Source organism: Nocardioides sp. Root140 (genome assembly GCF_001426745.1).
Taxonomy (GTDB): domain Bacteria; phylum Actinomycetota; class Actinomycetes; order Propionibacteriales; family Nocardioidaceae; genus Nocardioides.
This window is the reverse complement of the sequence record NZ_LMFI01000010.1, coordinates 385,145-409,357: the sequence shown is the minus strand read 5'-3', so window position 1 is coordinate 409,357 and position 24,213 is coordinate 385,145. Positions and strand designations below refer to the sequence as shown.

The window sequence follows — 24,213 nt, the reverse complement described above, 5'->3', positions numbered from 1 at the left end:
TTCAACTCTTGACGGCAAACGGTGTGAGCCACAACACTCGACCTCACCAGCGCCGGACGCCGTCCTCACGGTGGCGGACCGGGAATCAGGAGGAAGTCGTGACCACAAAGTTCCATCGCGTCGCCGCCATCGGTGTCGCCGTGCTGATCAGCGCCGGCACCCTGGTGGCGTGCGGCGCCAACGACGCGGCCGAGGGTGGCGACGACCCCGTCATCGCCCTGCTGCTCCCCGAGACGAAGACGACGCGCTACGAGACCTTCGACAAGCCTCTCTTCGAGGCCAAGGTCAAGGAGCTCTGCGAGGAGTGCGAGGTCAAGTACTTCAACGCCGACGGTGACGTGAACGCCCAGTCCGAGCAGGTCGACTCCGCCATCACCCAAGGCGCCGACGTGGTCGTCCTCGACCCCGTGGATGCGAACACTGCGACGTCGCTGATCAAGACGGCGCGAGAGTCCGACGTGCCGACCGTGGCCTATGACCGATTCATCGAGGGTGCCGACTACTACATGTCGTTCGACAATGAGACCGTCGGCCGGATGCAGGGTGAAGCCCTGATCGAGGCCATGGGCGACAAGGGAAGCATCATCATGCTGAACGGCGACCCGCGCGACCCGAACGCGCCGGTCTTCAAGAAGGGTGCGCACTCGGCGATCGACAAGTCGAACCTCAAGGTGATCGCGGAGTACGACAACCCTGACTGGAGTCCCGAGAACGCCAACCAATTCACCACGGACCAGTTGACCAGGTTCGGCAACGACAGGATCCAGGGCATATACGCCGCGAACGATGGCCAGGCCGGCGGTGCGATCAGCGCGCTCAAAGGCGCCGATGTCAAGGAGTTGCCGCCGGTGACCGGACAGGACGCCGAGGTCACTGCCATTCAGCGCATCGTGGCGGGTGAGCAACGGATGACGATCTACAAGTCGATCAAGGAGCAGGCCGAGAAGGCGGCCGAGGTAGCCGTGGCGATTGCCCGAGGTGACGAGGTCACCGGTGCCTCTGACTATGAAGGCGTTCCGTCCTTCATCTTCGACCCGGTCGTAGTGACGCAGGACAACATCATGGACACGGTGGTCGCGGATGGCTTCTGGTCCGTTGACGACATCTGTACGGCGGACTATGCGGACGCTTGTGCGGCGGCCGGTGTGAAGTGACGCACGACGTGGAGGTCGCATCGGCCGGGGAGAACGTGCTCTCCCTCACCGGGGTGACCAAGAGGTTCGGGGCCGTTCAGGCGCTCAGCGATGTGGCGCTCGAAGTTCACGCCGGTGAGGTGGTCGCGCTCGTGGGCGACAACGGCGCGGGCAAGTCAACGCTCGTCAAGATCATCGCCGGCGTCTATCAGGCCGACAGCGGAGCGATGACCTACGCAGGTACGACGACGAGTCCGGACGGCCCCTCGCAGGCCAAGGCGCTGGGTGTCTCCACCGTCTTCCAGGACCTCTCCTTGTGCGACAACCTCGACGTCGTGGCCAACCTGTTCCTCGGTCAGGAGCTGAGAAGGTGGTCGCGCATCGACGAGGTCGCGATGGAGAAGGAGGCCTGGCGACTGCTGCGCAGCCTGTCGGCCAAGATCCCCTCGGTGCGGATTCCGATCGCCGCGCTCTCGGGCGGTCAACGCCAGACGGTGGCGATCGCCCGGGCACTGGTCGGATCACCCAAGGTCGTGATCCTCGACGAGCCCACCGCGGCGCTCGGTGTCGCGCAGACGGCCGAGGTGCTCAACCTCGTCGAGCGACTCCGCGAGAACGGCCTCGGTGTCATCCTGGTCAGCCACAACATGGCCGACGTCCAGGCCGTGGCCGATCGGATCGTGGTGATGCGGCTGGGCCGCAACGCCGCCGAGTTCCGCGCCGCAGACACGTCCACCGAAGAGTTGGTCGCGGCGATCACCGGGGCGTCGGACAACGTCGTCGCTTCACGAGCGCAACGCAGGGGACTGGCCCATGACGAGTGAGACCGCCGAATCGCCGATCGCCGCAGATCTCGTCGACGAGCGACTGATCGGACGCGGCGGGGTCACGGGGGGTGCCCGCAGCCTCTGGAACCGGATCCGGGGCGGCGACCTCGGCATGCTGCCGGTGATCATCGGGCTGATCGTCATCAGCCTGGTCTTCTATGCGATGGAGCCGATCTTCCTCTCCTCGCGCAACCTTGTCTCCATCACCCAGTTCGCCGCACCTGTGGGCATCATCGCGCTCGGCATCGTGCTGGTGCTGCTGCTCGGGGAGATCGACCTCTCCGTGGGCTCGGTCAGTGGCATGGCGGCGGCGGTGATGGCGGTCGTCGTCGTCCGCCAGGGTCACGACATGGCGCTCGGCCTCGTGGCCGGAATCCTGTCGGGGCTTGCCGTGGGCCTGTTCTACGCGATCCTCTACAACGCGTTCGGCATTCCGAGCTTCGTCTTCTCGCTGGCTGGCCTGCTCGGCTTCGAGGGCGTGCTCTATCTGGTGCTCGGCAAGGAAGGGTCGATCAACCTGCCCGAGGGCAGCAACTTCGTGCAATATGTGCGCTACGAATACCTCCCGCAAGGTGCGGCATATGCCTTGGTCGTGTTGCTGAGTGTCGGGTACCTGACCAGCCGCTCGCTCGCCTCCAGGAGTCGAGAAAGAGCCGGGCTGAGTTCGCTGTGGATGCCGGGCGTGCTGATCAAGGCAGGCCTGATGCTCGTCGGTCTGCTGTTCGCGACCTACTACCTGTACATCGACCGCGGCTGGGGCTACCTCTGGGTGTTCTTCGTCCTGCTCGTCATGATTGTCGACTTCGCTCTGCGTCGTACGACGTGGGGCCGTCACGTGTTCGCAATCGGTGGCAGCGAGGACGCCGCGCGTCGCGCCGGCATCAAGGTGGGACGCACCTATGTGTCCGTCTTCGTGATGTGTTCCACCCTCGCTGCCCTCGGCGGGCTGCTGGCGGCGGCGCAGGTGACGTCAGTGTCGCAGAGCAGCGGCACCGGCGACACGAACCTCACGGCGATTGCGGCCGCTGTCATCGGCGGCACCAGCCTGTTCGGCGGCCGGGGCTCGGCGTGGTCGGCGCTGCTCGGCATCCTGGTGCTCAAGGCGATCCAGAGCGGACTCAACATGGTTGGCGTCGACTCGTCGTCGGTGCGACTCATCGTCACCGGCGGGGTGCTCCTGCTCGCCGTTGCGGTTGACTCCAAGGCGCGCCAGGCCAGGGAGTCCAGCGGTCGCGGCTGACTGGCCCCTCCGAGGTTGAGTGCTGAGGTGGTCGCCGGAGCAACCACCTCAGCACTCAACCGCAGGTCGTGCGAAGTTGGTTGCCACATTCCCCACGGTCGCCTCGTCGTAGTGAGTGAGAGAGTGACGTAGCAGCCGAAACAAGGTGGGGACTTCATGCGGCAGGGCGATCGGGCGCAGTTCGAGGACTTCGCGCAAGCGACCTCGGGCGAACTGCTCCGGGCGGCCTTCCTGATGTGTGGGGACCGGTTCCTCGCCGAGGACCTCGTGCAGGACACCCTGGCCCGCGTCTACGGCCGGTGGTCGAAGGTCCGCGACGCTGAGAACCCGGTGGCCTATGCCCGCACCATCCTGGTCCGGCTGTTCATCAGCACGACCCGCAAGCGGTCGTCGACCGAGCGGCCCACCGCCGACATCCCGGATCAGGCATGCCTCGACGCGGACGTTGCGCTGCGACACACGTTGGTCGCGGCGCTGCGCCAACTGTCTGCGACCGACCGCGCGATCGTGGTGCAGCGCTACCTGGTCGGCCTCGACTGCCGGTCCGTCGCACGCGACCTGGACCTGTCCGAGCAGGCCGTTCGCAGCCGCAGCTCGCGGGCTCTCGCGAGGGTACGAGAGATTCTCGGGCCCGATTTTCTGATCACGAGCAGGAGCGGGCCCCATGAATGAGCACGAGATGACGGCACTGCTGGAACGAGCGACTCAGGGCGTTCACGGCACCGAGGCGCTCGTGGCCGGCGGCGTACGCCGAGGGCAGCGTCGGGTACGTCGGCAGCGTGCGACGGCGCTGGCGGGCGCAGCGGCGGTGGTCGCACTGGTGGCCACCACCGCGATGCTGGGCCCGTTCGGGGAGAAGGCGCCGAACCCCGACGAGCGGGTGGCCGCGACCGACGTCAAGCCGAAGCCCGCGGAGGCAGGGCCTGCACTGCCACCCAAGCTCGAGCGCTTGCAACAGCAGGTGATGGCTCCAGTGCCAGCGCGACTGGTCGCGGACGGCACCTACGTCGGCACGATCGAGTTCGATCCGCGCGACGGCACCGGTCTGGGAACCGTCCAGGCGATCGTGACCGAGGACCCCGATGACCCGCTCCTGTCCACGTGGGCAGGCAGGTGCGCGCAGTTGGAGGGCTGCTCCGAGACGGCCGGCGGTTGGGTGCTGGTCGAGCCCAGCAGCCCCGATGTGCTGGGCGTCAACCCCGACCTCGAAGGCACCCGGGGGTTCTACCTCGGCCGTGACGGCAGGTCGGTCAACCTGGTGGCCTACAACGGCACCGACCCGCAAATGGGCGGGCCGGTGACCCGGGAGGACCCGGTGCTCAGCCGCCAGGAGCTCGTGCAGCTGGTCACCGACCCGACCTGGTTCGACTCCTGAAATGAGTTGAGGGCTCAGGTGGTTGCCATGGCAGCCACCTGAGCCCTCAACCTCGTCAGGTCAGTCGTTCTCCCAGTCGCGACGTGGGCCGGTGCGGGCGTCGGTCTCCTCGTCGGACATCTTGCGGGAGACGGCCAGGCTGGCGATCGCGGTGATGGCCAGGGTGCCGATGATCACCACGAGCGAGAGCCAGATCGGCACGTCGGGCGCCCACTTGATGTGCTCGCCGCCGTTGATGAACGGCAGCTCGTTCTCGTGCATCGCGTGCAGCACCAGCTTCACGCCGATGAACAGCAGCAGGAACGCCAGCCCGTAGGACAGGTAGATCAGGCGCTGCAGCAGGCCGCCGATGAGGAAGTAGAGCTGGCGCAGGCCCATCAGCGCGAAGACGTTCGCGGTGAACACGAGGTACGGGTCCTTGGTGACGCCGTAGATCGCGGGGATCGAGTCCAGCGCGAACAACAGGTCCGTCGTACCGAGGGTCAGCACGACGAGGAACATCGGCGTGATGAGGCGCTTGCCGTTCTCGATCGAGAAGAACTTGGTGCCGTGCCACTCGCTGGTCGCCGGCAGGTGGTTCTCGGCGAACTTCACGAGGCGGTTCTCCTCGTATTCGTCGTCCTCGTCCTCGGCGCCTTCCTTGGCCAGCTTGTACGCCGTCCAGACCAGGAACAGGCCGAAGATGTAGAAGACCCAGCTGTACTGGTTGATGGCCGCCGCGCCGAGCACGATGAAGATCGCGCGCATGACCAGCGCCAGCACGATGCCGATCATCAGCACCTTCTGCTGGTACTCACGCGGCACGTTGAAGTTGGCCATGATGATGATGAAGATGAACAGGTTGTCGATGGAGAGTGAGTACTCCAGCAACCAGCCCGAGAAGAACTCGAGTCCCGGGCTCGGGGACAGCTCGTGCGGCTCCGCGAAGATGAACAGGCAGACGCCGAAGACGATCGCCATGCTCACGAAGATCGCGAGGTGGGTGCTGACCTCCTTCATGGAGGGCTCGTGCGGTCGACGGCCGATGATGGCCAGGTCGACGGTGAAGACGGCGACGGCGACGAAGATGGTGATGGCCCAGATCAGCGGGCTGGCGACGGAATCGCCGATGATTGCACCCAAGGAAATCTCCTCCGGAGTGGCGTGACGCTGCGGCACTTGGGGATGCGACAGCCGGACATGGACTCCGGAGGTCTCTTCCGCCCGATGTGAGTCGGACCAGTGGCACCGGACAGATTGCTCTGTCGTGGTGACGACACCACTGCGAAGGAATACTCCCCTCCTGAACGCGGACAGTGTTTCACGTTCCGTCGCCCGATGAGAACTCGCTAGGGTCGGTGCATGTCACGCGCCGTGCACCACCTGGACCTGTGGGTCGCCGATCTGGCCGTCGCCGAGGGGGAGTGGGGCTGGCTGCTCGGCGAGCTCGGCTGGGAGGTCGACATGACGTCGGGCAGCAGCCGTTCCTGGGCGCATCCCGACGGCACGTACTTCTTCATGGAGCGCTCTCCCGACCAGCTCGACGAGCCGCACGACCGGCTGCGACCCGGCCTGAACCACCTCGCCCTGCTCACCGACGAACGCCACCTGCTCGACCGCATGCGGGCCGAGTCCAGCGCCCACGACTGGCACGAGCTGTACGCCGACCGCTACCCGCACGCTGGCGGGGAGGAGCACGTCGCGCTCTACCTGGAGAACTCCGAGGGCTTCGAGGTCGAAGTCGTGTGGGAGCCCTGAGCGTGGGCGACCGCTGGGCGCAACGGCTCATGCGCAACCCGCTCCTCGCGCCGGTCTACGAGAAGGCCTACCGGCCGCTGCTGGGCTGGGCCTTCATGGGGTTCGACCTCGACCACCTGCGCAACGAGCGCGCCCTCACCGTCCGGGCGCTGCGATTGAAGCCGGGCCACCTCGTGCTGGACGTGGCCTGCGGCCCGGGGCTCTTCACCCGTGCCTTCGCGCGTGCGGTGGCTCCTGCCGGACTGGCGGTCGGCATGGACATGTCAGGTCCGATGCTCGAGAGGGCCCGTACGACGAACGCGCACGAGCGGGCGACGTACGTCTTCGGCGACGCGACCGACCAGCCCTTCCCGGACGACGCGTTCGACGCGGTGAACTGCTACGCCGCGCTCTACCTGATCCCGGACCCGTTCGCGGCGTTCGACGAGATGCTGCGCGTCCTGCGACCCGGCGGACGGATCTCGTTGATGACCAGCCGCGAGTCGCCGTACCGCCTGGTCCGGCCGGTGCAGTCCCGGGTGCTCGGGGTGACCGGGCTGCGGATGTTCGACGCCGACGCGTTCACGGGCCGGCTGCGCGCGGCCGGGTTCACCGAGATCACCCAGGAGATCCACGGCGTCGCGCAGTACGTCGCCGCGACCGCACCCGCCTGACGGGTTCACCGAGGATTCACTCCCGGGGATGGGCAGGGTCGCTGCGGCGCTCTAACGTGAGGAGCCCGCCCACCCACCCGGAGGTTTCCGTGCGACGTCTGCCCGCCCTTGCCCTGATTGCCGCGATGGCGATCGCCCCGGCGCTGACCGGAGGTTCGGCACAGGCCGGCCCGACGCAGGCCGGGTCCGAGCGCGGCCACGATCGGTTAGTCCGGTTCGCCACCTTCAACGCCTCGCTCAACCGCACAGCGCCGGGCCAGCTGGTTGCCGACCTCTCGACACCCGACAACCAGCAGGCCCGCAACGTCGCGGAGACCATCCAGCGGGCGGCGCCGGACGTCGTGCTGGTCAACGAGTTCGACTACGACCCCGAGGCCGTGGACCTGTTCCGCGACAACTACCTGGAGGTCGGGCAGAACGGCGCCGACCCGGCGCACTACCCCTATGCCTGGGTGGCGCCGTCGAACACCGGTGTGCCCAGTGGCTTCGACCTCGACAACAACGGCACCGTCGGCGGCGGCAACGACGCCCTCGGCTTCGGCGAGTTCGAGGGGCAGTACGGCATGGTCGTCTACTCGAAGTACCCCATCGACGCCGGTCGCGCGCGCACCTTCCAGCACTTCCTCTGGAGGGACATGCCGGGTGCTCGGCTCCCCGACGACGCCGCGACACCGGCGCCGGGTGACTTCTACTCGGCCGACGAGCTGGCCGTCCTGCCGCTCTCGTCGAAGTCACACTGGGACCTCCCGATCACGGTGCACGGCCGCGCGATCCACTTCCTGGTCGCGCACCCGACTCCGCCGGTCTTCGACGGTCCCGAGGACCGCAGCGGGCTGCGCAACGCCGACGAGATCCGGTTCTGGGCCGACTACGTCAGCGGCGGCCGCGCCGCGGCGTACGTCCGCGACGACGAGGGCCGCCGCGGTGGCCTCGACCGGCGCGCCCAGTTCGTGATCGCCGGTGACCTCAACTCCGATCCGCGCGACGGCGACTCGCTGGCGGGTGCCACCGACCAGCTGCTCGACAACCGCCGGGTGAACACGTCCTCCACGCCGACCTCCGAGGGCGCGGTCGAGGCGTCCGAGCTGCAGGGCGGCGCCAACGAGTCGCACGTTTCCGACCCGGCGTACGACACGGCCGACTTCGCCGACAACACCCCCGGCAACATCCGCGCCGACTACGTGCTGCCGTCGAAGGGACTGCGGATCCTCGACTCCGCGGTCTTCTGGCCGACCACCACCGACCCGCTCCACCGGCTCACCGGCGCCTACCCGTTCCCGACGTCCGACCACCGCCTGGTCTGGGTCGACGTACGCCGCTGAGCCCGGCGTCGCGACCGTGGTCAGCGAGGCGCGGATTCTCCGACCATGGGCGGATGCGTCGGGGCGTGCACCGCCCTACGGTGGGCGGCATGGCCAACGCATCTCGAACGTGGGAGTCGATCATCCTGCCGGTGCAACGTCGGCTGGCGAATCCGATCGCCCGTCGCCTGGCGCCCTACCTGCGCGGTGAAGCTGTGCTGGAGACGATCGGTCGGACCAGTGGCCTGCCACGCCCGACCCCGGTCGGTGGCAGGCTCGACGGCGACACGTTCTGGATCGTCTCGGAGTTCGGCCGCCGCTCCCAGTACGTGCGCAACCTCGCGGTGAATCCGCAGGTCCGTGTCCAGCTCGCAGGCGTCTGGCGAACCGGGGTGGCGGTCATTCTCGATGACGACGATCCTCGCGCCCGGCTCAAGCAGTTGCCCAGGATCAACAGTGCGCTGGTGCGACTCGTCGGCACCGACCTGTTGACCATTCGGGTGGACCTGGAGCCTGCTCCTGACTAGGTGCGCTTGATGGGTACGCCGTACAGGGTGGTGCGTTCGCGGACGGGGCGGTTGATGCCGGCGCCGACCTCGACGAGTTCTTCGACGGTCTTGGCCGAGCCGTGCTCGGAGCCGGCCATCCGGGAGATGGTCTCCTCCATCAGGGTGCCGCCGAGGTCGTTGGCGCCGGCGTTGAGCATGGCGCGGGTGCCTTCGGTGCCGAGCTTGACCCAGGAGGTCTGGATGTTGTCGATGCGTCCGTGGAGCATGATCCGGGCCATCGCGTGCACGGCGAGGTTGTCGCGCAGGGTCGGTCCCGGGCGGGCCACCCCGGCGAGGTAGATCGGTGAGGAGGTGTGCACGAACGGCAGGGGGACGAACTCGGTGAAGCCACCCGTCTCGTCCTGGATGCGGGAGAGCACGCGCAGGTGCTGCACCCAGTGGCGCGGGTTGTCGACGTGGCCGTACATCATCGTCGAGCTGGACCGGATGCCCACCTTGTGTGCGGTGGAGACGATCTCGATCCAGGTGGCGGTGGGCAGCTTGCCCTTGGTCAGGATCCAGCGGACCTCGTCGTCGAGGATCTCCGCGGCCGTGCCCGGGATCGTGTCGAGGCCGGACTCGCGGGCCTTGATCAGGAAGTCCTCGAAGCTCAACCCGGTGCGTGAGGACCCGTTGACGATCTCCATGGGTGAGAAGGCGTGCACGTGCATCTCGGGCACCCGGGTCTTGACCGCCGCGGCGAGATCGAAGTAGGCGGTGCCGGGCAGCTCGGGGTCGATGCCGCCCTGCATGCAGACCTCGGAGGCGCCGAGGTGCCAGGCCTCCTCGGCCCGGTCGGCGACCTGGTCCAGGGACAGGGAGTAAGCGTCGGCGTCGGTACGGCGTTGGGCGAACGCGCAGAACCGGCAGCCGACGTAACAGACGTTGGTGAAGTTGATGTTGCGGTTGACGACGTAGGTGACCTCGTCGCCGACGACCTCCTTGCGGAGCGCGTCGGCCAGCCTGATGACCTCGTCGAGCAGGTCGCCCTCGGCAGTCATCAACGTCAGCGCGTGCTCGTCGGTCAGGTTCCCCGGATCCGCCTCCGCCGCCGCCAGGGCGGCGGATTCATCCCGGCCCACGGGGCCGGAGGCGGAGCCTCGGGAGCGTAGAGGGGTTTGGTCGCGACGCAGCGACTGAGGTTCTGCCGCAGGCCCGGAGGGCCGGTCCTGATCCGCCACCTCGGCGGCTGCGGAGCTGACCTCGTCCCAGGAGCCGTAGACGGTGTCGAAGTCGTCGCGACGATCGTTCGTTCGGCCCTCGGTGTCGATGCTCTCGTGGAGATCGGTGCGGCCCACGCTGGCGAAGCCACCGTCGGGTTCCTGCCACGGCAGTCCCTCGGCTCGTACGCCGACCTTCGCGAGACCGTCCTCGTCCGCGAGGGCGGCCACGTGGCCCGAGACACGGGGGTCCAGCCACGGCTCACCCTGGACGACGTACTCGGGGTGCACGGTCAGCCGCGGTCGCAGCTCCAGACCGGACGCGGCGGTCAACGCACGCAACCGCTCCAGCGAGGGCCACGGGCGCTCGGGGTTCACATGGTCGGGCGTCAGCGGCGAGACGCCACCCCAGTCATCGACACCGGCACCCAACAGTGCGGTGCATTCCTCGAGGGAGACAAGGTTCGGTGGTGCCTGGATCCGCATCTTCGGGCCGAGCACGATGCGGGTGACCGCGATCGCCGCACGGTACTCGTCGAGGTCGAGGTCGTCGGTGTGCCGCATCGCGGTGTCCGGCTTGGCCCGGAAGTTCTGCACGATGACTTCCTGCAAGGCGCCGTAGCGTCGGGCGTTGGCCCGCAGCGCGAAGATCGTCTCCGCACGCTCCTCCAGGGTCTCGCCGATGCCGACCAGCAGGCCCGAGGTGAACGGGACCGAGAGGCGCCCGGCGTCCTCGAGCACCCGCAACCGGACCGCCGGGTCCTTGTCGGGGGAGCCGTGGTGAGCCTCGCCCTTGGTCTCGAAGAGCCGACGCGAGGTGGTCTCGAGCATCATCCCCATCGACGGGGAGACCGGCTTGAGCCGGTTCAGCTCCTCCCACGACATCACGCCGGGATTGAGGTGCGGCAGCAGACCGGTCTCCTCCAGCACCCGCACCGCCATCGCCCGGATGTAGGCGATCGTCGAGTCGTAGCCACGGGAGTCGAGCCACTCGCGGGCCTCGGGCCACCGGTCCTCGGGCCGGTCACCCAACGTGAACAACGCCTCGAGGCAGCCCAGCTTCGCGCCCTGGGCCGCGATGTCGAGGATCTCATCCGGGGACAGGTAGGGCTCCCGGCCCTCACGGGCGGCCTGCCCCGGGGTCTCCACGAACGTGCAGTAGTGGCACCGGTCGCGGCACAACCGGGTGATCGGGATGAACACCTTCGGCGAGTACGTCACCACCCCCGGACGTCCGGCCGCCACCAGTCCGGCGTCGCGGACCCGGGCGGCCGCCGTACACAACGCGTCGAGCTGTTCGCCGGTCGCGGCCAGCAACGCGGCGGCCTCGGCCTCGTCGAGGGCGGCTCCGCGCTCGGCACGGGCCAGCGCGCGGCGGATCTGCTGTGGTGTGACGCTCACGGGGTCGAGGCTACTTCCCAGCGTGAACATCGGTGCGGCCAGTCCCACTCACGCGCTGGAGGAACCACCACCCGGGGGCTCAGCCCACGCGCTCGGAGTCACAGGCCGAGGGACCGGCCGATGATCTCCTTCTGGATCTCGGTCGTGCCGCCGTAGATCGTGGAGATGCGGCTGTCGAGGTAGGCCCTGGCGACCGGGTACTCCATCATGTAGCCGTAGCCGCCGTGGAGCTGCACGGCCTGGTTGACCAGCTTGTTCTGCAGTTCGGTGGCCCAGTACTTCGCCATCGAGGCGCCCATCGCGTCGAGCTCGCCTGCGTTGTGCTTGGTGATGCAGTCGTCGATGAAGACGCGGGTGATGCGCGCCTCGGTGGCCATCTCGGCGACCAGGAAGCGGTTGTGCTGGAACTTGCCGATCGGCTTGCCGAACGCCTCGCGGGTCTTGGCGTATTGGAGGCAGAGGTCGACCATCAGGTCGCACACGGCGGCGGCCTGCGCCGCGATGATCAGCCGCTCCTGCTGGAGGTTCATCATCAGCGAGATGAAGCCGCTGCCCTCCTCGCCGAGAAGGTTCGCCTTGGGCACCTCGACGTCGGTGAACGACAGCTCGGCGGTGTCCTGGGCGTGCAGGCCGATCTTGTCGAGGTTGCGGCCGCGCTCGAAGCCGGGCATGCCGCGCTCGACCACGAGCAGGCTGATGCCCTGGTGTCCCGCGTCCGGGTTCGTGCGGGCCACCACGATCACGATGTCGGCGTTGATGCCGTTGGAGATGAACGTCTTCGAGCCGTTCAGCACGTAGTGGTCGCCCTTGTCGACCGCGGTCGTGCGGATGCCCTGGAGGTCGCTGCCGGCGCCGGGCTCGGTCATCGCGATCGCGGTGATGATCTCGCCGCTGACGCAGCCGGGCAGCCAACGCTGCTTCTGCTCGTCGGTGGCCAGGCTGGAGAGGTAGGGAACGATGATGTCGGTGTGCACCGAGAAGCCGGGGCCGCTCACGCCGGCCCGGCTCTGCTCCTCCGAGAGCACCACGTTGTAGCGGAAGTCCTTGACCCCGGCGCCGCCGTACGCCTCGTCGACGTCGAAGCACAACAGGCCGGCCTCGCCGGCCTTGAGCCACAGGTCGCGGGGGACGATGCCGTCCTTCTCCCACTGGGCGTGGTGCGGCACGACCTCCTTCTCGAAGAAGGTGCGGCAGCTCGCGCGGAAGTCCTCGTGCTCGGCCTCGAAGATGTCGCGGGTCATCCGATCAACTCCTTCATCTCGCGGACCAGTGCGGCCGGGTCGTCGGCGGCCGGGGTGATCTGCAGATTGGTGACGCCGGCGGCCCGGAACGCCTCGATGCGCTCCTTGACGTACGCCGCGGGGCCGACGAGGTTGCCGAGCTCGAGCATCTCGAGCGGAATGGCTGCCTCGGCCTCCTTCTTCTTGCCGTCGAGGTAGAGGTCCTGGACCAGCTTGGCCTCGGCCTCGTAGCCGTACTGGACGGCGAGCTCGTTGTAGAAGTTCTTGCCGCGCGCGCCCATGCCGCCGATGTAGAGGGCGGTCAGCGGACGCGCGAAGTCGAGCAGCCCCTTGACGTCGTCGCCGATGGCGCACATGCCGCCGGCCGCGATCTCGAGGGGCGCCAGGTCGGCCGACCGCTTGGCCCTGCCGGCCGCGAGCGCGTCGCCCCAGACCGACTCCGCCTTCTCGGGAATGTAGAGGAACGGCAGCCAGCCGTCAGCGATCTCCGCGGCCTGCTCGACGCTCTTCTGGCCGAGTCCGGCGATGTAGATCGGGACGGCGTCGCGCTCGGGGTGGGTGAGGATCTTCAGCGCCTTGCCCAGCCCGGTGACCGCGCCGTCCTCCTTGCTGAGCGGCAGCTTGAAGATGCCGTCGGCGGCGAGCTTCTCGCGGCGCAGGCCGGCGCGCATCAGATCGATGACCTCACGGGTGCGGCCCAGGGGCTTGGAGTAGGGAAGTCCGTGCCAACCCTCGATCACCTGCGGGCCGGAGGCGCCCAGGCCGATGATGGCCCGGCCGCCGGAGACGTTGTCGAGGCCGGCTGCGGTCTGGATCAGCGTGCCCGGCGTTCGCGAGTAGATGTTGAGGATCGCAGCGCCGATCTCGATCGTCTCGGTCCGGGCGGCGAGGTAGCCCATCAGCGTGGGGGAGTCGAAGCCGTAGGCCTCGGCGACCCAGACGGTGTCAAGACCGGCCTTCTCGAGCTCGGTCACCTGGTCGGCGGCCTCGCGCGGGTTCCCGGCGTACATCAGGGGCATGGAGAGCTTCATGGACACGATCCTTCACGACCTTGGCATCTGGATACTCTGTGAACTGCGCGCAACAACAGTGACAGTAACACTGTCACGATCGCAAGGGGTTGCCGCACACCATGACTTCGCCGAACCAGGAGACACACCACATGACGACCTTCCGCATCGCCGTGATCGGCGGCACCGGCCCACAGGGCAAGGGCCTCGCCTACCGCTTCGCCAAGCACGGGAACGAGGTCGTCATCGGCTCGCGGGCCGCCGACAAGGCCGAGGTCACGGCGAAGGAGATCGCCGAGCGGATCACCGCCGAGGGCGGCGCGCCGGTCGTCTCAGGGGCCGCCAACGCGGACGCCGTGTCCGCCGCCGACGTGGTGCTGCTGGCGATTCCGTTCAACGGCCACGACGAGCTGGTGGAGTCCCTCGCCGCCGAACTGGCCGGCAAGACGATCATCTCGTGCGTGAACCCGCTCGGCTTCGACAAGGGCGGACCCTACGGACTCGACGTCGAACGCTCGGCCGCCGAGGCTGCGGCCGCGATCGTGCCGACGGCGTCGGTGGTCGGCGCGTTCCACCACGTGGCGGCCGCCTCGCTGTGGTCCGAGGACGAGTACCTCGACCACGAGGACGTCCTCGTCTGCGGTGACTCCGCCGAGTCGAAGGAGACCGCCCAGGAGCTGGCGCGCACCGTCACCTCGCGGATCGGCATCGACGCCGGCAAGCTGCGCCTGGCTCGTCAACTCGAGCCGCTGACCGCGGTGCTCATCTCGATCAACAAGAAGTACAAGGTGCGCTCGGGCATCAGCATCTCCGGACTCTGACCCTTCCGCTACCGAAGAGTCCGCATGATCTCGCGCGAGATTTCCTGCTGACTGTTCGGTAGCGGGGGTTTCAGCGGGGCGTGCCGTTCCAGGAGTCCCAGAGCGCGGCGTACGAACCCCCGGCGGCGACGAGTTCGTCGTGCGAGCCGAACTCGATGATCGTGCCGTCCTCGCACACCGCGACCCGGTCGGCGTCGTGGGCGGAGAAGAGGCGGTGCGCGATCGCGATCACCGTGCGGCCGTGCAGCACTGCGGCCAGCGACCGCTCCAGGTGACGCGCGGCCCGGGGGTCGATCAGCGAGGTGGCCTCGTCGAGCACGAGCGTGTGCGGGTCGGCCAGCACCAGTCGCGCCAGGGCCACCTGCTGGGCCTGGGCGGCGGTCAGCGTGCGTCCACCCGACCCCACGACCTCCCTCAGTCCGTCGGGGAAGGCGCGCACCCAGGCGTCGGCGTCGACGGCGGCAAGGGCCGACCAGATCTCCGCATCGCTGGCCTCGTGCGGGGCGGCCAACGCCAGGTTCTCCCGGATCGTGCCGACGAAGACGTGGTGCTCCTGGGTCACCAGGGCCACGTGCCCGCGCAGGTCGTCGAGCGGCAGCTCGGTCAGGCCGACGCCGCCCACCGTCACCGAACCGGCACGGGGCGGATGGATCCCGGCCAGGAGCCGGCCCAGGGTCGACTTGCCGGCACCCGACGGCCCGACCATCGCGATCCGCTCGCCGACGCCGACCGACAGGTCGATGCCGTGCAGCACGTCGCGCCCCTCGACGTACGCGAAGTGCACGTCGCGCGCGTCGAGCTTCTCGTTCTCGGGCTGCGCTCCGGTGGCCACACGGTCGTCGGGCACCTGCGCGACGCCGAGCAGTCGCGCCAGTGACGCGCCGCCGACCTGGAGCTCGTCGAGGATCGACACGATCCGGTCGACGGGGTCGATCAGCATCTGCACGTAGAGCGTGGCCGTGGTGACCTCGCCCAGCGAGGCGTGGCCCTGCGTGTAGAGCCAGCCGCCGAACAGCAGCGTCGCGACGGTCGGCAACAGGTAGGCGAGCTCCATGCTCGGGAAGAACACCGTGCGCAGGTGCAGCGTGTACTTCTCGGCGGCGTACGAGCCCTTGCAGTCGGCGTCGAGCGCGGCCACCCGCTCCGGACCGAGGCCGAGTGCCTCGATGGTGCGCGCGCCCTCCGTGTTCTCGGTCAACGTCGCCGAGATCTGGGAGTACGACGCGTTCTCGCGCAGGTAGCCGTCCTTGGCCCGGGCGAGATACCAACGCAGCCCGATCACCAGGATGGGTACGCCGATCAGCGCCGGGAGCGCCACCCACCAGCCGACCGCCAGCGCCGCGGCGAAGGTGAGGATCGCGGTGACGACCGCGATCGTCCACTCCGGCATCGCCCAGCGCACCGACCAGCCGAGCTGGTCGACGTCACGGGAGGTGCGGGTGAGCAGGTCGCCGGAGCCGGCCGACTCGACCACGCCGACCGGCAGCGCCAACGTGTTCTCGACGAAGTCCTCGCGCAGCTCGGCGAGCACCTCCTCGCCCAGCGACTGCGAGACGTAGCGCGCCTGGCGGGTCAGGATCGTCTGCACCACGAGGAAGCCGGCCAGCAGCATCGCGACGTGGTCGACGTGGTTGATCGACGTGCCCTTCTCGACCGCCTCGACCAGCTGGCCGAACAGTCGCGGCGCGGCCAGGGCGGCCAGGGCCGCCAGTGCGTGCAGGCCGACCGCCAGCCAGAGCATGCGCGGGTGGTTGCGCGCGATCGACACCGCATAGGCCCGCACCTCACGAGTGCCCGCGACCGGAAGCACCTGGTTCATCGGGCCACCTCCACGTCGTCGTCCATCTCGGTCTCGCGGGTCACCGTGCGGCGGTACGCCGGGCAGGTGTCGAGCAGGTCGCGGTGCGTGCCGGAGGCGACGATGCGCCCGCCGTCGAGGAACGCGACCTCGTCGACCGCGTCGAGCAGCAACGGGCTCGACGTGGTCACCACCGTGGTGCGGCCCTGCCTGTGGCCGCGCAACCGGGTGGCGATGCGGGACTCGGTGTGGGCGTCGACGGCACTCGTCGGCTCCACCAGGACCAGGATCTCGGGGTCGACGAGCAGGGCCCGGGCGAGCACCAGGCGCTGACGCTGGCCACCCGAGAAGGAGCGTCCGCGCTCGGCGACCTCGCCGTCGAGCCCGCCCTCGAGCGCGTCGAGCACGTCCTCGGCGCTGGAGGTGTGCAGGGCCGCCTCCACGTCGGACCCGGGTCGGCCGAGCACGTTGAGCCGGTCGCCGAGCCGGCCGGAGAACAGGGCACTGCCGGTGTCGGAGACCACGATGCGGTGCCGCACCTCGGCCGGGTCGAGGCCCGTCAACGGCACCCCGCCCAGACGCACGTCGTCGTCCGGGTCAGGCGCCTGCAGGCCCAGTCGGTCGGCCAGGTGCGCGGAGTCGTCGGGCTGGTCCGAGACGATGGCCGTGAGGCGACCGGGGGTGATCGACAGCCCGGTGCGGACGTCGTACAGGCCGGAGCCGGTGGGTGGCGAGGGCATCGGATCGGGCACCGCCGCGACGTCGGGCTCCAGGGCCAGGACCCGGCAGACGCGGGCGGCCGAGACGCGGGCGCGGATGAACTTGTTGGCGTACTCGGTGGCGGTGCGCAACGGGATCATCAGGAACGCGGCGTAGCCGTAGAACGCGACGAGCTCACCCGGGCTGATCTGTCCGCGGACGGCGTACCGCGCGCCAAGCCAGACCACCAGCACCACGAAGATCCCGGGCAGCAGCACCTGCAGCGCGTCGAGGATCGACTGCAGGCGCGCCACCTGTACGCCGGCCCGGCGGGTGCGTTGCGACTCGCGACGGTAGCGGTCGAGGAAGACCGACTCGCCGCCGACACCACGCAACACCCGCAGGCCACCGACGATGTCGCTGGCGGTGTTGGACAGCTCGCCCATCAGGTGTCGTTGACGGGCGGAGCGCTTCTGGAGCGGGGAGAGCAACGGGCCGATCAGCAGCATGAGGGCGGGCACGCCGATCAGCACCACCAGTCCGAGCGTGACGCTGGTCTGCAGCAGGATCACCGAGACCAGGACGAACGACACGATGGCGCCGGCGAACCGTGCCGTCACGTCCATCACCTGGCCGAGGTTGGAGATGTCGCTGTTGCCGATCGCGACGACCTCGCCGGTCGAGACCTTGCGGGGCAGGGTGCCGCCCAGGCGTGCCACCTGGCGGCCCACCAGCTGCACGGTGCGGTAAGCCGCGGTCAACCAGTTCGTCACCGCGAACCGGTGCCTGATGATGCCGGAGGCCGCCTGCAGGAGGCCGATCGCGAACATCACCGAGGCCCACTTGACCAGCTCGCCACGGTCGCGGTCTGCCACGCCGAGGTCGATCGCGCGCCCGATCACGGCGGGCATCACGGCCTGCGAGCTCATCCAGATGATGCCGAAGACCATGCCCAGCGCGAGCGTGTGCCACTGGCCCTTGGCCATCCACCACAGGAACCGCCCCGGCGAGCGGTGATCGGCGAGGCCGGGGACGGCCAGGGGAAGGTTGCGCACCCGCCAACGCTACGTTTGCCGCCTGTGTCGGAGCCACTGGTTTTCGCGGGCCGGGCGGCTCAGCGGGCCAGGTCGGGAACCACCTCGGCGCCGGGCAGCTCACCGAGCAGCCGGCCGGGGAGGAACAGCTTCGAGTGGCGTACGCCGCTGCCGATGATGGTGCGCTCGATCTCCAGCACCCGCGTGTCGACCAGCAGTCGCCATTCGGCGGGCAGACCGATCGGGGTGATGCCGCCGTACTCCATGCCGGTCTCCTCGACCGCGCGCTCCATCGGGTGGAAGGAGCACTTGCGGACGTCGAGGGTGCGCTTGACGAGGCCGTTCACGTCGGCCCGGGTGTCCGCGCGGACGACGCACGCCGCGAGCCGCTCCTCGCCAGATCGCTTGCCGCTGATCACCACACAGTTGGCGGAGTCCTCCATGGAGGTGCCGTAGGCCTCGCTCATCACGGCGGTGTCCGCGAGCTCCGGGTCGATCTCGGCGACCAGCACCTCACCGGCGTGCGCCCAGTCGCGCAGCGCCTTCGCGACGGGGTCGGCGACGAGGTCGAGGCGGTCCAGGGCGGGCAGGAGGTCGAGGGACATGCCTGACATGGTGTCAAAGTGCTCGCGCGCCATTCACCGCGCCTTCACCACCCGGACCCCTGCCCATGTCTCACTGATGGTGTGACCCAACTTGCCGTCTCGCGCAAGACGCAGAGCCTGGTGGTGACGCCCGCCGTGGTGGCGCACCGCGGGGCCAGTGGCTACCGACCCGAACACACCCTCGAGGGCTACCGCATGGCGATCCGCATGGGCGCCGACGACATCGAGCTCGACCTGGTGGCCACCAAGGACGGTGTGCTGGTGGCCCGCCACGAGAGCGAGATCGGCACCACCACTGACGTGGCGGACCACCCCGAGTTCGCCCACCGGCTGACCACCAGGACCATCGACGGGGTCGTGCTGCACGGCTGGTTCGTGGAGGACTTCACCCTCGCCGAGCTGAAGACCCTGGCCGCTCGCGAGCGTCTGGCGAGCCTGCGTCCGGACAGTGCGTCGTACGACGGCGCCTGCGGGATCCCGTCGTTCAACGAGGTGCTGGCGATGGTCGGGGCCGAGTCCGTGCTGGGCGGCCGCAGCATCGGCGTGATGGCCGAGCTCAAGCATGCGGCGTACTTCGACTCGATCGGACTGCCGCTCGACGAGATGCTGCTCTCGGACCTGAGGCGCCACGACCTGGACCACCCACGCTCACGGGTCACCGTGATGTCGTTCGAGCCGACCGTCCTGCGCCGGCTCGCCCATCGCACGCGGGTGGCCGTCGTTCAGCTGCTCGAGGCCGCCGACAAGCGCCCCGCGGACCTGGTCGCAGTGGGCGATCCCCGCACGTACGCCGACCTGTGCACGCGCGAGGGCCTGGCCTGGATCGACGAGTACGCCGACGGCATCGGGGCGCACAAGTCGCTGGTGCTCCCTCGCGACGACAGCGGTGCGATCTCGACGCCGTCGGCCCTGGTCCGCGAGGCCCACCGGATGTGGTTGACCGTCCACGTGTGGACCCTGCGCCGGGAGAACCGCTTCCTTCCGCTCAACCTGCGCCGCGATGGTGGGCCCGGTGCGGCCGGTGACCTGGCCGCCGAGGCCAAGGCCTTCCTCGACGCCGGGGTCGACGGGTTGATCACCGACCATCCCGACATCGTGCTCGACGTGCTCCGCGAGGCGGACGTCCTGCGGTCCGGTGGCCAGGGCAGCCGAACTGCCTGACGTTGTTCGGGACGTCCTGCACCGAGGTCGTCCCAGCCGCCGCGTCGCAGGACGTCCTGCCTTCGGTCACGTCGCGTTCACCGGGTTCCGGACTCGGTGTCATCTGCGGCCACGACGCTCGCGATCATGAAACGAACTCTCGGTACCTCCGTCGTCGCCGCACTCGTGGCTTCCGTCCTCCTCGCGCCGGGCGGCGCCTCTGCCGGTGCGGCACCGGCCGCAGCCTCGGCCGCGAAGGAGCGCACCACCGAGCCGATCGTGATCGGCCACCGCGGTGCCTCCGGATATCGCCCCGAGCACACGCTGGCGTCGTACCGCCTGGCCATCCGGATGGGCGCCGACTACGTCGAGCCGGACCTGGTCTCCACCAGTGACGGCGTGCTCGTCGCCCGCCACGAGAACGAGATCGGCGGCACCACCGACGTCGCGGACCACCCCGAGTTCGCCGACCGCAGGACCACGAAGACCATCGACGGCAAGCCGATCACCGGATGGTTCACCGAGGACTTCACGCTCGACGAGCTCAAGACCCTCCGCGCCAAGGAGCGGCTCCCACAGGTGCGACCCGACAACACGCGGTACGACGGGCAGTTCGAGATCCCGACCCTCGACGAGGTGCTCGCCATGGTGCGTGAGGAGTCCAGGCGCACGCACCGCCGCATCGGCGTCTATCCCGAGACCAAGCACCCGACCTACTTCGACTCGATCGGCCTCTCGCTGGAGGAGCCGCTGCTGCGCACGCTGCGCCGGCATCACCTGGACCGCCGCAACGCACCGGTGATCCTGCAGTCCTTCGAGACCGCCAACCTGCGCGACCTCGATGCCCGGACCGACCTGCCGATCGCCCAGTTGATCGACGGCTCGGGGGCCCCGTACGACCTCGTCGAGGCCGGTGACCCGCGCACCTACAAGGACCTGACGAAGCCGGAGAACCTCGCCGACATCGCGTCGTACGCCGACGGGCTGGGCGCGCACAAGGACCTGGTGCTGCCGCGTGACGCGTCCGGCGCGACCGGAGAGCCCTCCGCACTGGTCGACGACGCGCACGACGCCGGGCTGACCGTGCACGTGTGGACCCTGCGCGACGAGAACCAGTTCATGGCGACGAACTTCCGGATCGGCACCGACCCGAACGCCAAGGGCGACTCGCGGGCGGAGGCGTTCGCGTTCTTCGACGCGGGGGTCGACGGCGTCTTCACCGACTACACGGACACCATCGTCGCGGCCCGCGAGGACTGGCTGGCCGAGCAGTGAAAGCAGCAGCGATGCGTGACGCCGACGCAAAAAAGGTGCAGGGTGCTGGAATGACATTCACTCTCGGGACACGAAGGACCACAGTCCAGCGCCGCCCAATCCGCATCAGCACAGTCCTCATCGTGATCGCCTTCGTGGTGGCACTCGTCCAGGCACCGGTGACCGCGGCGACCCCGCTCACCGTGGCCCAGGGCATCTCCACCCAGAACGGCTCGTCGGCCACCGTGCGTGGCTACGTGGTCGGGCAACCCACGGCCACGAACACCGTGGTCACCAGCAACTATCCGAACGACTACGCGCTCGCCCTCGCGGACAGCGCGTCGGAGACCAGCACCTCTCGGATGCTCTACGTGCAGATCCCCGCGGAGTTCCGCGCACAGTGGGGGCTCCAGTCGAACCCGTCGCTCAAGGGCCAGCAGGTCGACGTGACCGGCTTGCTGTCGGCGTACTTCACCCACCCCGGGCTGAAGTCCGCATCGGTGTTCAGCCTCGTCGGCTCGGACCCCGACCCTGACCCGACCGACCCGCCGCCCGGCGACGGTGAGCACGACGACTACTACGCAGACGCCCTCGGCAAGACCGGCCCGCAGCTGCGCAGCGCGCTGCACACGATCATCTCGACGCAGACGAAGCTGAGCTACGACCAGGTCTGGAACGCGCTGAAGGCGACCGACGAGGACCCGAACAATCCCAGCAACGTGATCCTGTTCTACTCCGGCATCTCGCGCAGCAAGTCGCTCAACGGCGGCGGCGAGAACGACTGGAACCGTGAGCACGTCTGGGCAAAGTCGCACGGCGACTTCGGTACGGCGACCGGTCCCGGCACCGACATCCACCACTTGCGGCCCACCGACGTTTCGGTGAACTCGATCCGTGGCAACAAGGACTTCGACAACGGCGGGGGTGCGGTCAGCGAGTGCTCCGACTGCGCCACCGATGCCGACTCGTTCGAGCCGTCCGACGCGGTCAAGGGCGACGTGGCCCGGATGATCCTCTACATGTCGATCCGGTACGAAGGCGGCGACGGCTTCGCGAACCTCGAGCCCAACGACCTGGTCAACAACGGGGCGAACCCCTACATGGGCCGCCTCTCGGTCCTGCTCCAGTGGAACGCGGCGGACCCGCCCAGCGCGTTCGAGAAGCACCGCAACGACGTCATCTTCGACCAGTTCCAGCACAACCGGAACCCGTTCATCGACCACCCCGAGTGGGCCAACGCGATCTGGAACTGATCCACGAACCTGCAGTTGCTGCGCCTCGAACCGGCAGTTCCTGCGCTCGTCATGGGCGCAAGAACTGCCGGTTCGGCCATCAAGAATCGCCGGCTCGCGCATCAAGAATTGCCGGCTGGTGGGTCAGGACTCGGGCATCAGGACCCAGGCGGCGACGTAGGCGAGGGCCACGGTGCCGAAGCTGAACAGCGCGGCGACCACGGTCAGCACCCGGACCAGGGCCAGGTCGATGTTGAAGTAGTCCGCCACACCCGCGCAGACACCTCCGAGCATGTTGTCCTGCCGGCTGCGGGTCAGGCGCTTGCGTGCGAAGTCGTTCATCGGTTCTCCTCCATGAAGTGGTGGTTCGGTTCGCCCGTCGTACGACGGGATCGGATGTTGGCCCAGGTGGCGGCAGCGAGGCCGATGGCACCGCCGGCCACCCAGGGAATCGGCAGCAGCCAGCGGATGTCGTCGTCGTCGACGGCCTCCCCGGCGACCAGCGCCCAGATGCCGACCAGGCCCAGGAAGACCAGGCCCATCACCAGGTGTCCGGTGTTGACCGGGTGTCGACCGGTGTCGGCGCGGGGGTCCGTCGTGCTGTCCGGTGCGGTGTCGAACGAGGTGTCCATGTCGGGTCCTTCGGTGCCGGGGGAGTCGTGGCCTGAATCTGATCCGGGGAGTCTCATCGCGCGACCACACTGACGTCGCCGACTTCGAGGTCCGCGTCGATGCGCAGGTGCGGTTGGTCCGCGTCGCCGAGGTTGCTGCCGCTCAGGTCCAGGTCGAGGCCGCCGGTGGAGCGGCCGAAGACCTCGATCTCACCGATCTCGACCGTGGCGTCGGCGGAGACGTGGAGCCCGCGGGGCACGATCACCTCGATGGTTCCGACCTCGCCGTCGATCTCGAGCGTCCGTCCGTCGAGCACCCGGAGGTCGCGGACCTGGGTGAGGTCGAGCCTGATCTCGCCGGCCTCCATGTCGTACGACGACTTCAGCTGGCTGGCCGACGTCGGGCTCTCCTTGACCGTCGTCCCGTCCCAGCGATCGGCGATCGTGCTCAGGCTGAGCACCACCGCGGCCACCAGGCCGAGGAAGATCAGCCCGCCGGCCCGGCCGTAGAACGCGCCGACCACCAGCATCACGCCGATCACGCCGAGCGCGAGGGCCGGGTACGCCGAGTCGGTGACGTCGGCGCCGGCCAGGTCGAAGATGCCCAGCACACCGGAGGCGAGCGCGGTCAGGGCCAGGGTGAACCAGAAGAGGATGGGGCCGCGTTTGCGTGGGTTGCGGGGAAGCCGCGGCGGAGGAGGCGGCGCCATCGGTCCGCCGGTCGCGCCGCCGGTAGGGCCGTCAGTCAGGCCGCCGGTCAGGGGCATCGTCGCGGTGGCGTCCGCGCCCACCCAGCCGGGCTGGGCGCCGGTGCCGGACCAACCGGTCTGCGTGCCCGGGCCCACCCAACCGGCGTTCGGACCGTAGGTGCGTTCGTTCCTGCGCCGCTCGCGACGGTCGCGTCGGGACAGGATCACCCAGGCGATGAGCCCGATCGCGAACAACGGCCAGGGGAACCAGCCCGGGCCCCAGGCGTCACCGACCAGTGCGAGGCCGGCGAGGATGCCGACACCGATCAGGGCGACGTTGCGTGAGCGGGCGTCGAGCTGGATGGTGGCGCTGCGACCGGTGTCCTCGGGAACGAGCAGCCAGCAGGCGACGTAGATGATCAACCCGGCCCCACCGAAGAACGTGAGCACCACGAACGCGACGCGCAGGATCACCGGATCGACGTCGAGGTGACGGCCCAGGCCTCCGGCGACGCCGGCGACGTGCCGGTCGTAGCTGCTGCGCCGCAGGTTGGCGAGGTCACGCATCTGCTCGCCGCTGACCCGCGGGCCCTCGTGCGAGGAGCCGGGCTGCGGTCCGGGTTGCGGACCAGCCTGCTGGCCGGCGTGGGGCGCTTCGGTGTCGGCGCCGTCGTTGGTCGGGTTCTCGTTCATGTCTCCAGCCT

General features: G+C 68.9%; 23 protein-coding genes. 13 read left to right on the top strand and 10 right to left on the bottom strand.

Annotation, left to right across the window (positions count from 1 at the left end):
* Positions 1-98: 98 nt before the first annotated feature.
* The 5 genes from ASD30_RS12340 (at position 99) to ASD30_RS12320 (ending at position 4,575) form a co-directional block, all read left to right on the top strand.
* Positions 99-1,154 carry a sugar ABC transporter substrate-binding protein gene (locus tag ASD30_RS12340; protein WP_056681613.1) on the top strand — a complete coding sequence of 352 codons (1,056 nt, stop codon included), beginning with the start codon at positions 99-101 and terminating at the stop codon, positions 1,152-1,154.
* Positions 1,151-1,957, top strand: a complete 807-nt coding sequence (locus tag ASD30_RS12335) for an ATP-binding cassette domain-containing protein (protein ID WP_235532580.1) — start codon at positions 1,151-1,153, stop codon at positions 1,955-1,957. The genes ASD30_RS12340 and ASD30_RS12335 overlap by 4 nt, the downstream gene beginning before the upstream one ends.
* The gene (locus ASD30_RS12330; RefSeq protein WP_056681612.1) at positions 1,947-3,200 is read left to right on the top strand and encodes a sugar ABC transporter permease; all 1,254 of its coding nucleotides are present in this window, start codon (positions 1,947-1,949) and stop codon (positions 3,198-3,200) included. Before ASD30_RS12335 ends, ASD30_RS12330 begins: the two co-directional genes overlap by 11 nt.
* A 156-nt stretch (positions 3,201-3,356) precedes the next feature.
* Entirely contained in the window at positions 3,357-3,872 is a 516-nt protein-coding gene (locus ASD30_RS12325) for a SigE family RNA polymerase sigma factor (protein WP_056681611.1), read from the top strand.
* Positions 3,865-4,575, top strand: a complete 711-nt coding sequence (locus ASD30_RS12320; protein ID WP_056681610.1) for a hypothetical protein — start codon at positions 3,865-3,867, stop codon at positions 4,573-4,575. Before ASD30_RS12325 ends, ASD30_RS12320 begins: the two co-directional genes overlap by 8 nt.
* A 60-nt stretch (positions 4,576-4,635) precedes the next feature.
* Here ASD30_RS12320 and ASD30_RS12315 read toward each other — a convergent pair whose 3' ends face one another.
* A complete protein-coding gene (locus ASD30_RS12315; RefSeq protein ID WP_235529942.1) occupies positions 4,636-5,697 on the bottom strand; it encodes a TerC family protein in 1,062 nt (353 codons plus the stop codon).
* Positions 5,698-5,916: 219 nt separating this feature from the next.
* Between ASD30_RS12315 and ASD30_RS12310 the strand changes: the two genes are divergently transcribed.
* The 4 genes from ASD30_RS12310 to ASD30_RS12295 all read left to right on the top strand — a co-directional run bounded on the left by ASD30_RS12310 (position 5,917) and on the right by ASD30_RS12295 (position 8,793).
* Positions 5,917-6,312 (top strand): VOC family protein, encoded by a 396-nt coding sequence (locus ASD30_RS12310; protein ID WP_056681609.1) that lies wholly within the window; start codon positions 5,917-5,919, stop codon positions 6,310-6,312.
* 2 nt (positions 6,313-6,314) lie between these two features.
* The gene (locus tag ASD30_RS12305; protein ID WP_156388512.1) at positions 6,315-6,965 is read left to right on the top strand and encodes a methyltransferase domain-containing protein; all 651 of its coding nucleotides are present in this window, start codon (positions 6,315-6,317) and stop codon (positions 6,963-6,965) included.
* 89 nt (positions 6,966-7,054) lie between these two features.
* A complete protein-coding gene (locus ASD30_RS12300; RefSeq protein ID WP_200951149.1) occupies positions 7,055-8,287 on the top strand; it encodes an endonuclease/exonuclease/phosphatase family protein in 1,233 nt (410 codons plus the stop codon).
* 89 nt (positions 8,288-8,376) lie between these two features.
* Positions 8,377-8,793 (top strand): nitroreductase/quinone reductase family protein, encoded by a 417-nt coding sequence (locus ASD30_RS12295; protein ID WP_056681607.1) that lies wholly within the window; start codon positions 8,377-8,379, stop codon positions 8,791-8,793.
* Here ASD30_RS12295 and ASD30_RS12290 read toward each other — a convergent pair.
* The 3 genes from ASD30_RS12290 to ASD30_RS12280 form a co-directional block, all read right to left on the bottom strand.
* Positions 8,790-11,375 (bottom strand): bifunctional FO biosynthesis protein CofGH, encoded by a 2,586-nt coding sequence (locus tag ASD30_RS12290; protein ID WP_235532579.1) that lies wholly within the window; start codon positions 11,373-11,375, stop codon positions 8,790-8,792. The genes ASD30_RS12295 and ASD30_RS12290 overlap by 4 nt on opposite strands.
* A 98-nt stretch (positions 11,376-11,473) precedes the next feature.
* Positions 11,474-12,616: an acyl-CoA dehydrogenase family protein gene (locus tag ASD30_RS12285; protein WP_056681605.1), complete on the bottom strand. Its 1,143-nt coding sequence runs from the start codon at positions 12,614-12,616 to the stop codon at positions 11,474-11,476.
* Entirely contained in the window at positions 12,613-13,647 is a 1,035-nt protein-coding gene (locus tag ASD30_RS12280) for an LLM class F420-dependent oxidoreductase (RefSeq protein ID WP_056681604.1), read from the bottom strand. The genes ASD30_RS12285 and ASD30_RS12280 overlap by 4 nt, the downstream gene beginning before the upstream one ends.
* A gap of 131 nt (positions 13,648-13,778) precedes the next feature.
* On the opposite strand from ASD30_RS12280, the gene npdG reads away from it, so the two are divergent.
* Positions 13,779-14,447: an NADPH-dependent F420 reductase gene (npdG, locus tag ASD30_RS12275; RefSeq protein WP_056681603.1), complete on the top strand. Its 669-nt coding sequence runs from the start codon at positions 13,779-13,781 to the stop codon at positions 14,445-14,447.
* 70 nt (positions 14,448-14,517) lie between these two features.
* Here npdG and ASD30_RS12270 read toward each other — a convergent pair whose 3' ends face one another.
* From ASD30_RS12270 to ASD30_RS12260, 3 genes are read right to left on the bottom strand one after another with little or no spacing between them, the layout of a single operon-like run.
* A complete protein-coding gene (locus ASD30_RS12270; protein WP_056681602.1) occupies positions 14,518-16,266 on the bottom strand; it encodes an ABC transporter ATP-binding protein in 1,749 nt (582 codons plus the stop codon).
* Entirely contained in the window at positions 16,263-17,999 is a 1,737-nt protein-coding gene (locus ASD30_RS12265; protein WP_056681601.1) for an ABC transporter ATP-binding protein, read from the bottom strand. The genes ASD30_RS12270 and ASD30_RS12265 overlap by 4 nt, the downstream gene beginning before the upstream one ends.
* A gap of 59 nt (positions 18,000-18,058) precedes the next feature.
* Complete coding sequence (locus ASD30_RS12260) at positions 18,059-18,583, bottom strand: YbaK/EbsC family protein (RefSeq protein WP_442938236.1); 525 nt, start codon at positions 18,581-18,583, stop codon at positions 18,059-18,061.
* An 81-nt stretch (positions 18,584-18,664) separates the two neighbouring features.
* On the opposite strand from ASD30_RS12260, the gene ASD30_RS12255 reads away from it, so the two are divergent.
* From ASD30_RS12255 to ASD30_RS12245, 3 genes are all read left to right on the top strand, one after another.
* A complete protein-coding gene (locus tag ASD30_RS12255; RefSeq protein ID WP_056681599.1) occupies positions 18,665-19,744 on the top strand; it encodes a glycerophosphodiester phosphodiesterase family protein in 1,080 nt (359 codons plus the stop codon).
* A 126-nt stretch (positions 19,745-19,870) separates the two neighbouring features.
* Positions 19,871-20,998 carry a glycerophosphodiester phosphodiesterase gene (locus ASD30_RS12250; RefSeq protein WP_056681598.1) on the top strand — a complete coding sequence of 376 codons (1,128 nt, stop codon included), beginning with the start codon at positions 19,871-19,873 and terminating at the stop codon, positions 20,996-20,998.
* A gap of 122 nt (positions 20,999-21,120) precedes the next feature.
* Complete coding sequence (locus ASD30_RS12245; RefSeq protein ID WP_235532578.1) at positions 21,121-22,230, top strand: endonuclease; 1,110 nt, start codon at positions 21,121-21,123, stop codon at positions 22,228-22,230.
* A gap of 123 nt (positions 22,231-22,353) precedes the next feature.
* On the opposite strand, the gene ASD30_RS12240 is transcribed toward ASD30_RS12245, so the two are convergent.
* The 3 genes from ASD30_RS12240 to ASD30_RS12230 are packed head-to-tail and all read right to left on the bottom strand — an operon-like array spanning position 22,354 to position 24,202.
* Positions 22,354-22,551 carry a PspC domain-containing protein gene (locus ASD30_RS12240; protein ID WP_056681596.1) on the bottom strand — a complete coding sequence of 66 codons (198 nt, stop codon included), beginning with the start codon at positions 22,549-22,551 and terminating at the stop codon, positions 22,354-22,356.
* Positions 22,548-22,841, bottom strand: a complete 294-nt coding sequence (locus tag ASD30_RS12235) for a hypothetical protein (protein ID WP_056681595.1) — start codon at positions 22,839-22,841, stop codon at positions 22,548-22,550. Before ASD30_RS12235 ends, ASD30_RS12240 begins: the two co-directional genes overlap by 4 nt.
* A 53-nt stretch (positions 22,842-22,894) precedes the next feature.
* Positions 22,895-24,202, bottom strand: a complete 1,308-nt coding sequence (locus tag ASD30_RS12230; RefSeq protein ID WP_056681594.1) for a PspC domain-containing protein — start codon at positions 24,200-24,202, stop codon at positions 22,895-22,897.
* Between the last annotated feature and the right edge of the window lie 11 nt (positions 24,203-24,213).

Coding starts and splice junctions, on each gene's coding strand:
- ASD30_RS12310 (WP_056681609.1), top strand. CDS start 5,917: ATGTCACGCGCCGTGCACCACCTGGACCTGTGGGTCGCCGATCTGGCC.
- ASD30_RS12280 (WP_056681604.1), bottom strand. CDS start 13,647: ATGAAGCTCTCCATGCCCCTGATGTACGCCGGGAACCCGCGCGAGGCC.
- ASD30_RS12230 (WP_056681594.1), bottom strand. CDS start 24,202: ATGAACGAGAACCCGACCAACGACGGCGCCGACACCGAAGCGCCCCAC.
- ASD30_RS12320 (WP_056681610.1), top strand. CDS start 3,865: ATGAATGAGCACGAGATGACGGCACTGCTGGAACGAGCGACTCAGGGC.
- ASD30_RS12250 (WP_056681598.1), top strand. CDS start 19,871: ATGAAACGAACTCTCGGTACCTCCGTCGTCGCCGCACTCGTGGCTTCC.
- ASD30_RS12295 (WP_056681607.1), top strand. CDS start 8,377: ATGGCCAACGCATCTCGAACGTGGGAGTCGATCATCCTGCCGGTGCAA.
- ASD30_RS12235 (WP_056681595.1), bottom strand. CDS start 22,841: ATGGACACCTCGTTCGACACCGCACCGGACAGCACGACGGACCCCCGC.
- ASD30_RS12325 (WP_056681611.1), top strand. CDS start 3,357: ATGCGGCAGGGCGATCGGGCGCAGTTCGAGGACTTCGCGCAAGCGACC.
- ASD30_RS12270 (WP_056681602.1), bottom strand. CDS start 16,266: ATGAACCAGGTGCTTCCGGTCGCGGGCACTCGTGAGGTGCGGGCCTAT.
- npdG (WP_056681603.1), top strand. CDS start 13,779: ATGACGACCTTCCGCATCGCCGTGATCGGCGGCACCGGCCCACAGGGC.
- ASD30_RS12330 (WP_056681612.1), top strand. CDS start 1,947: ATGACGAGTGAGACCGCCGAATCGCCGATCGCCGCAGATCTCGTCGAC.
- ASD30_RS12240 (WP_056681596.1), bottom strand. CDS start 22,551: ATGAACGACTTCGCACGCAAGCGCCTGACCCGCAGCCGGCAGGACAAC.
- ASD30_RS12260 (WP_442938236.1), bottom strand. CDS start 18,583: ATGTCCCTCGACCTCCTGCCCGCCCTGGACCGCCTCGACCTCGTCGCC.
- ASD30_RS12285 (WP_056681605.1), bottom strand. CDS start 12,616: ATGACCCGCGACATCTTCGAGGCCGAGCACGAGGACTTCCGCGCGAGC.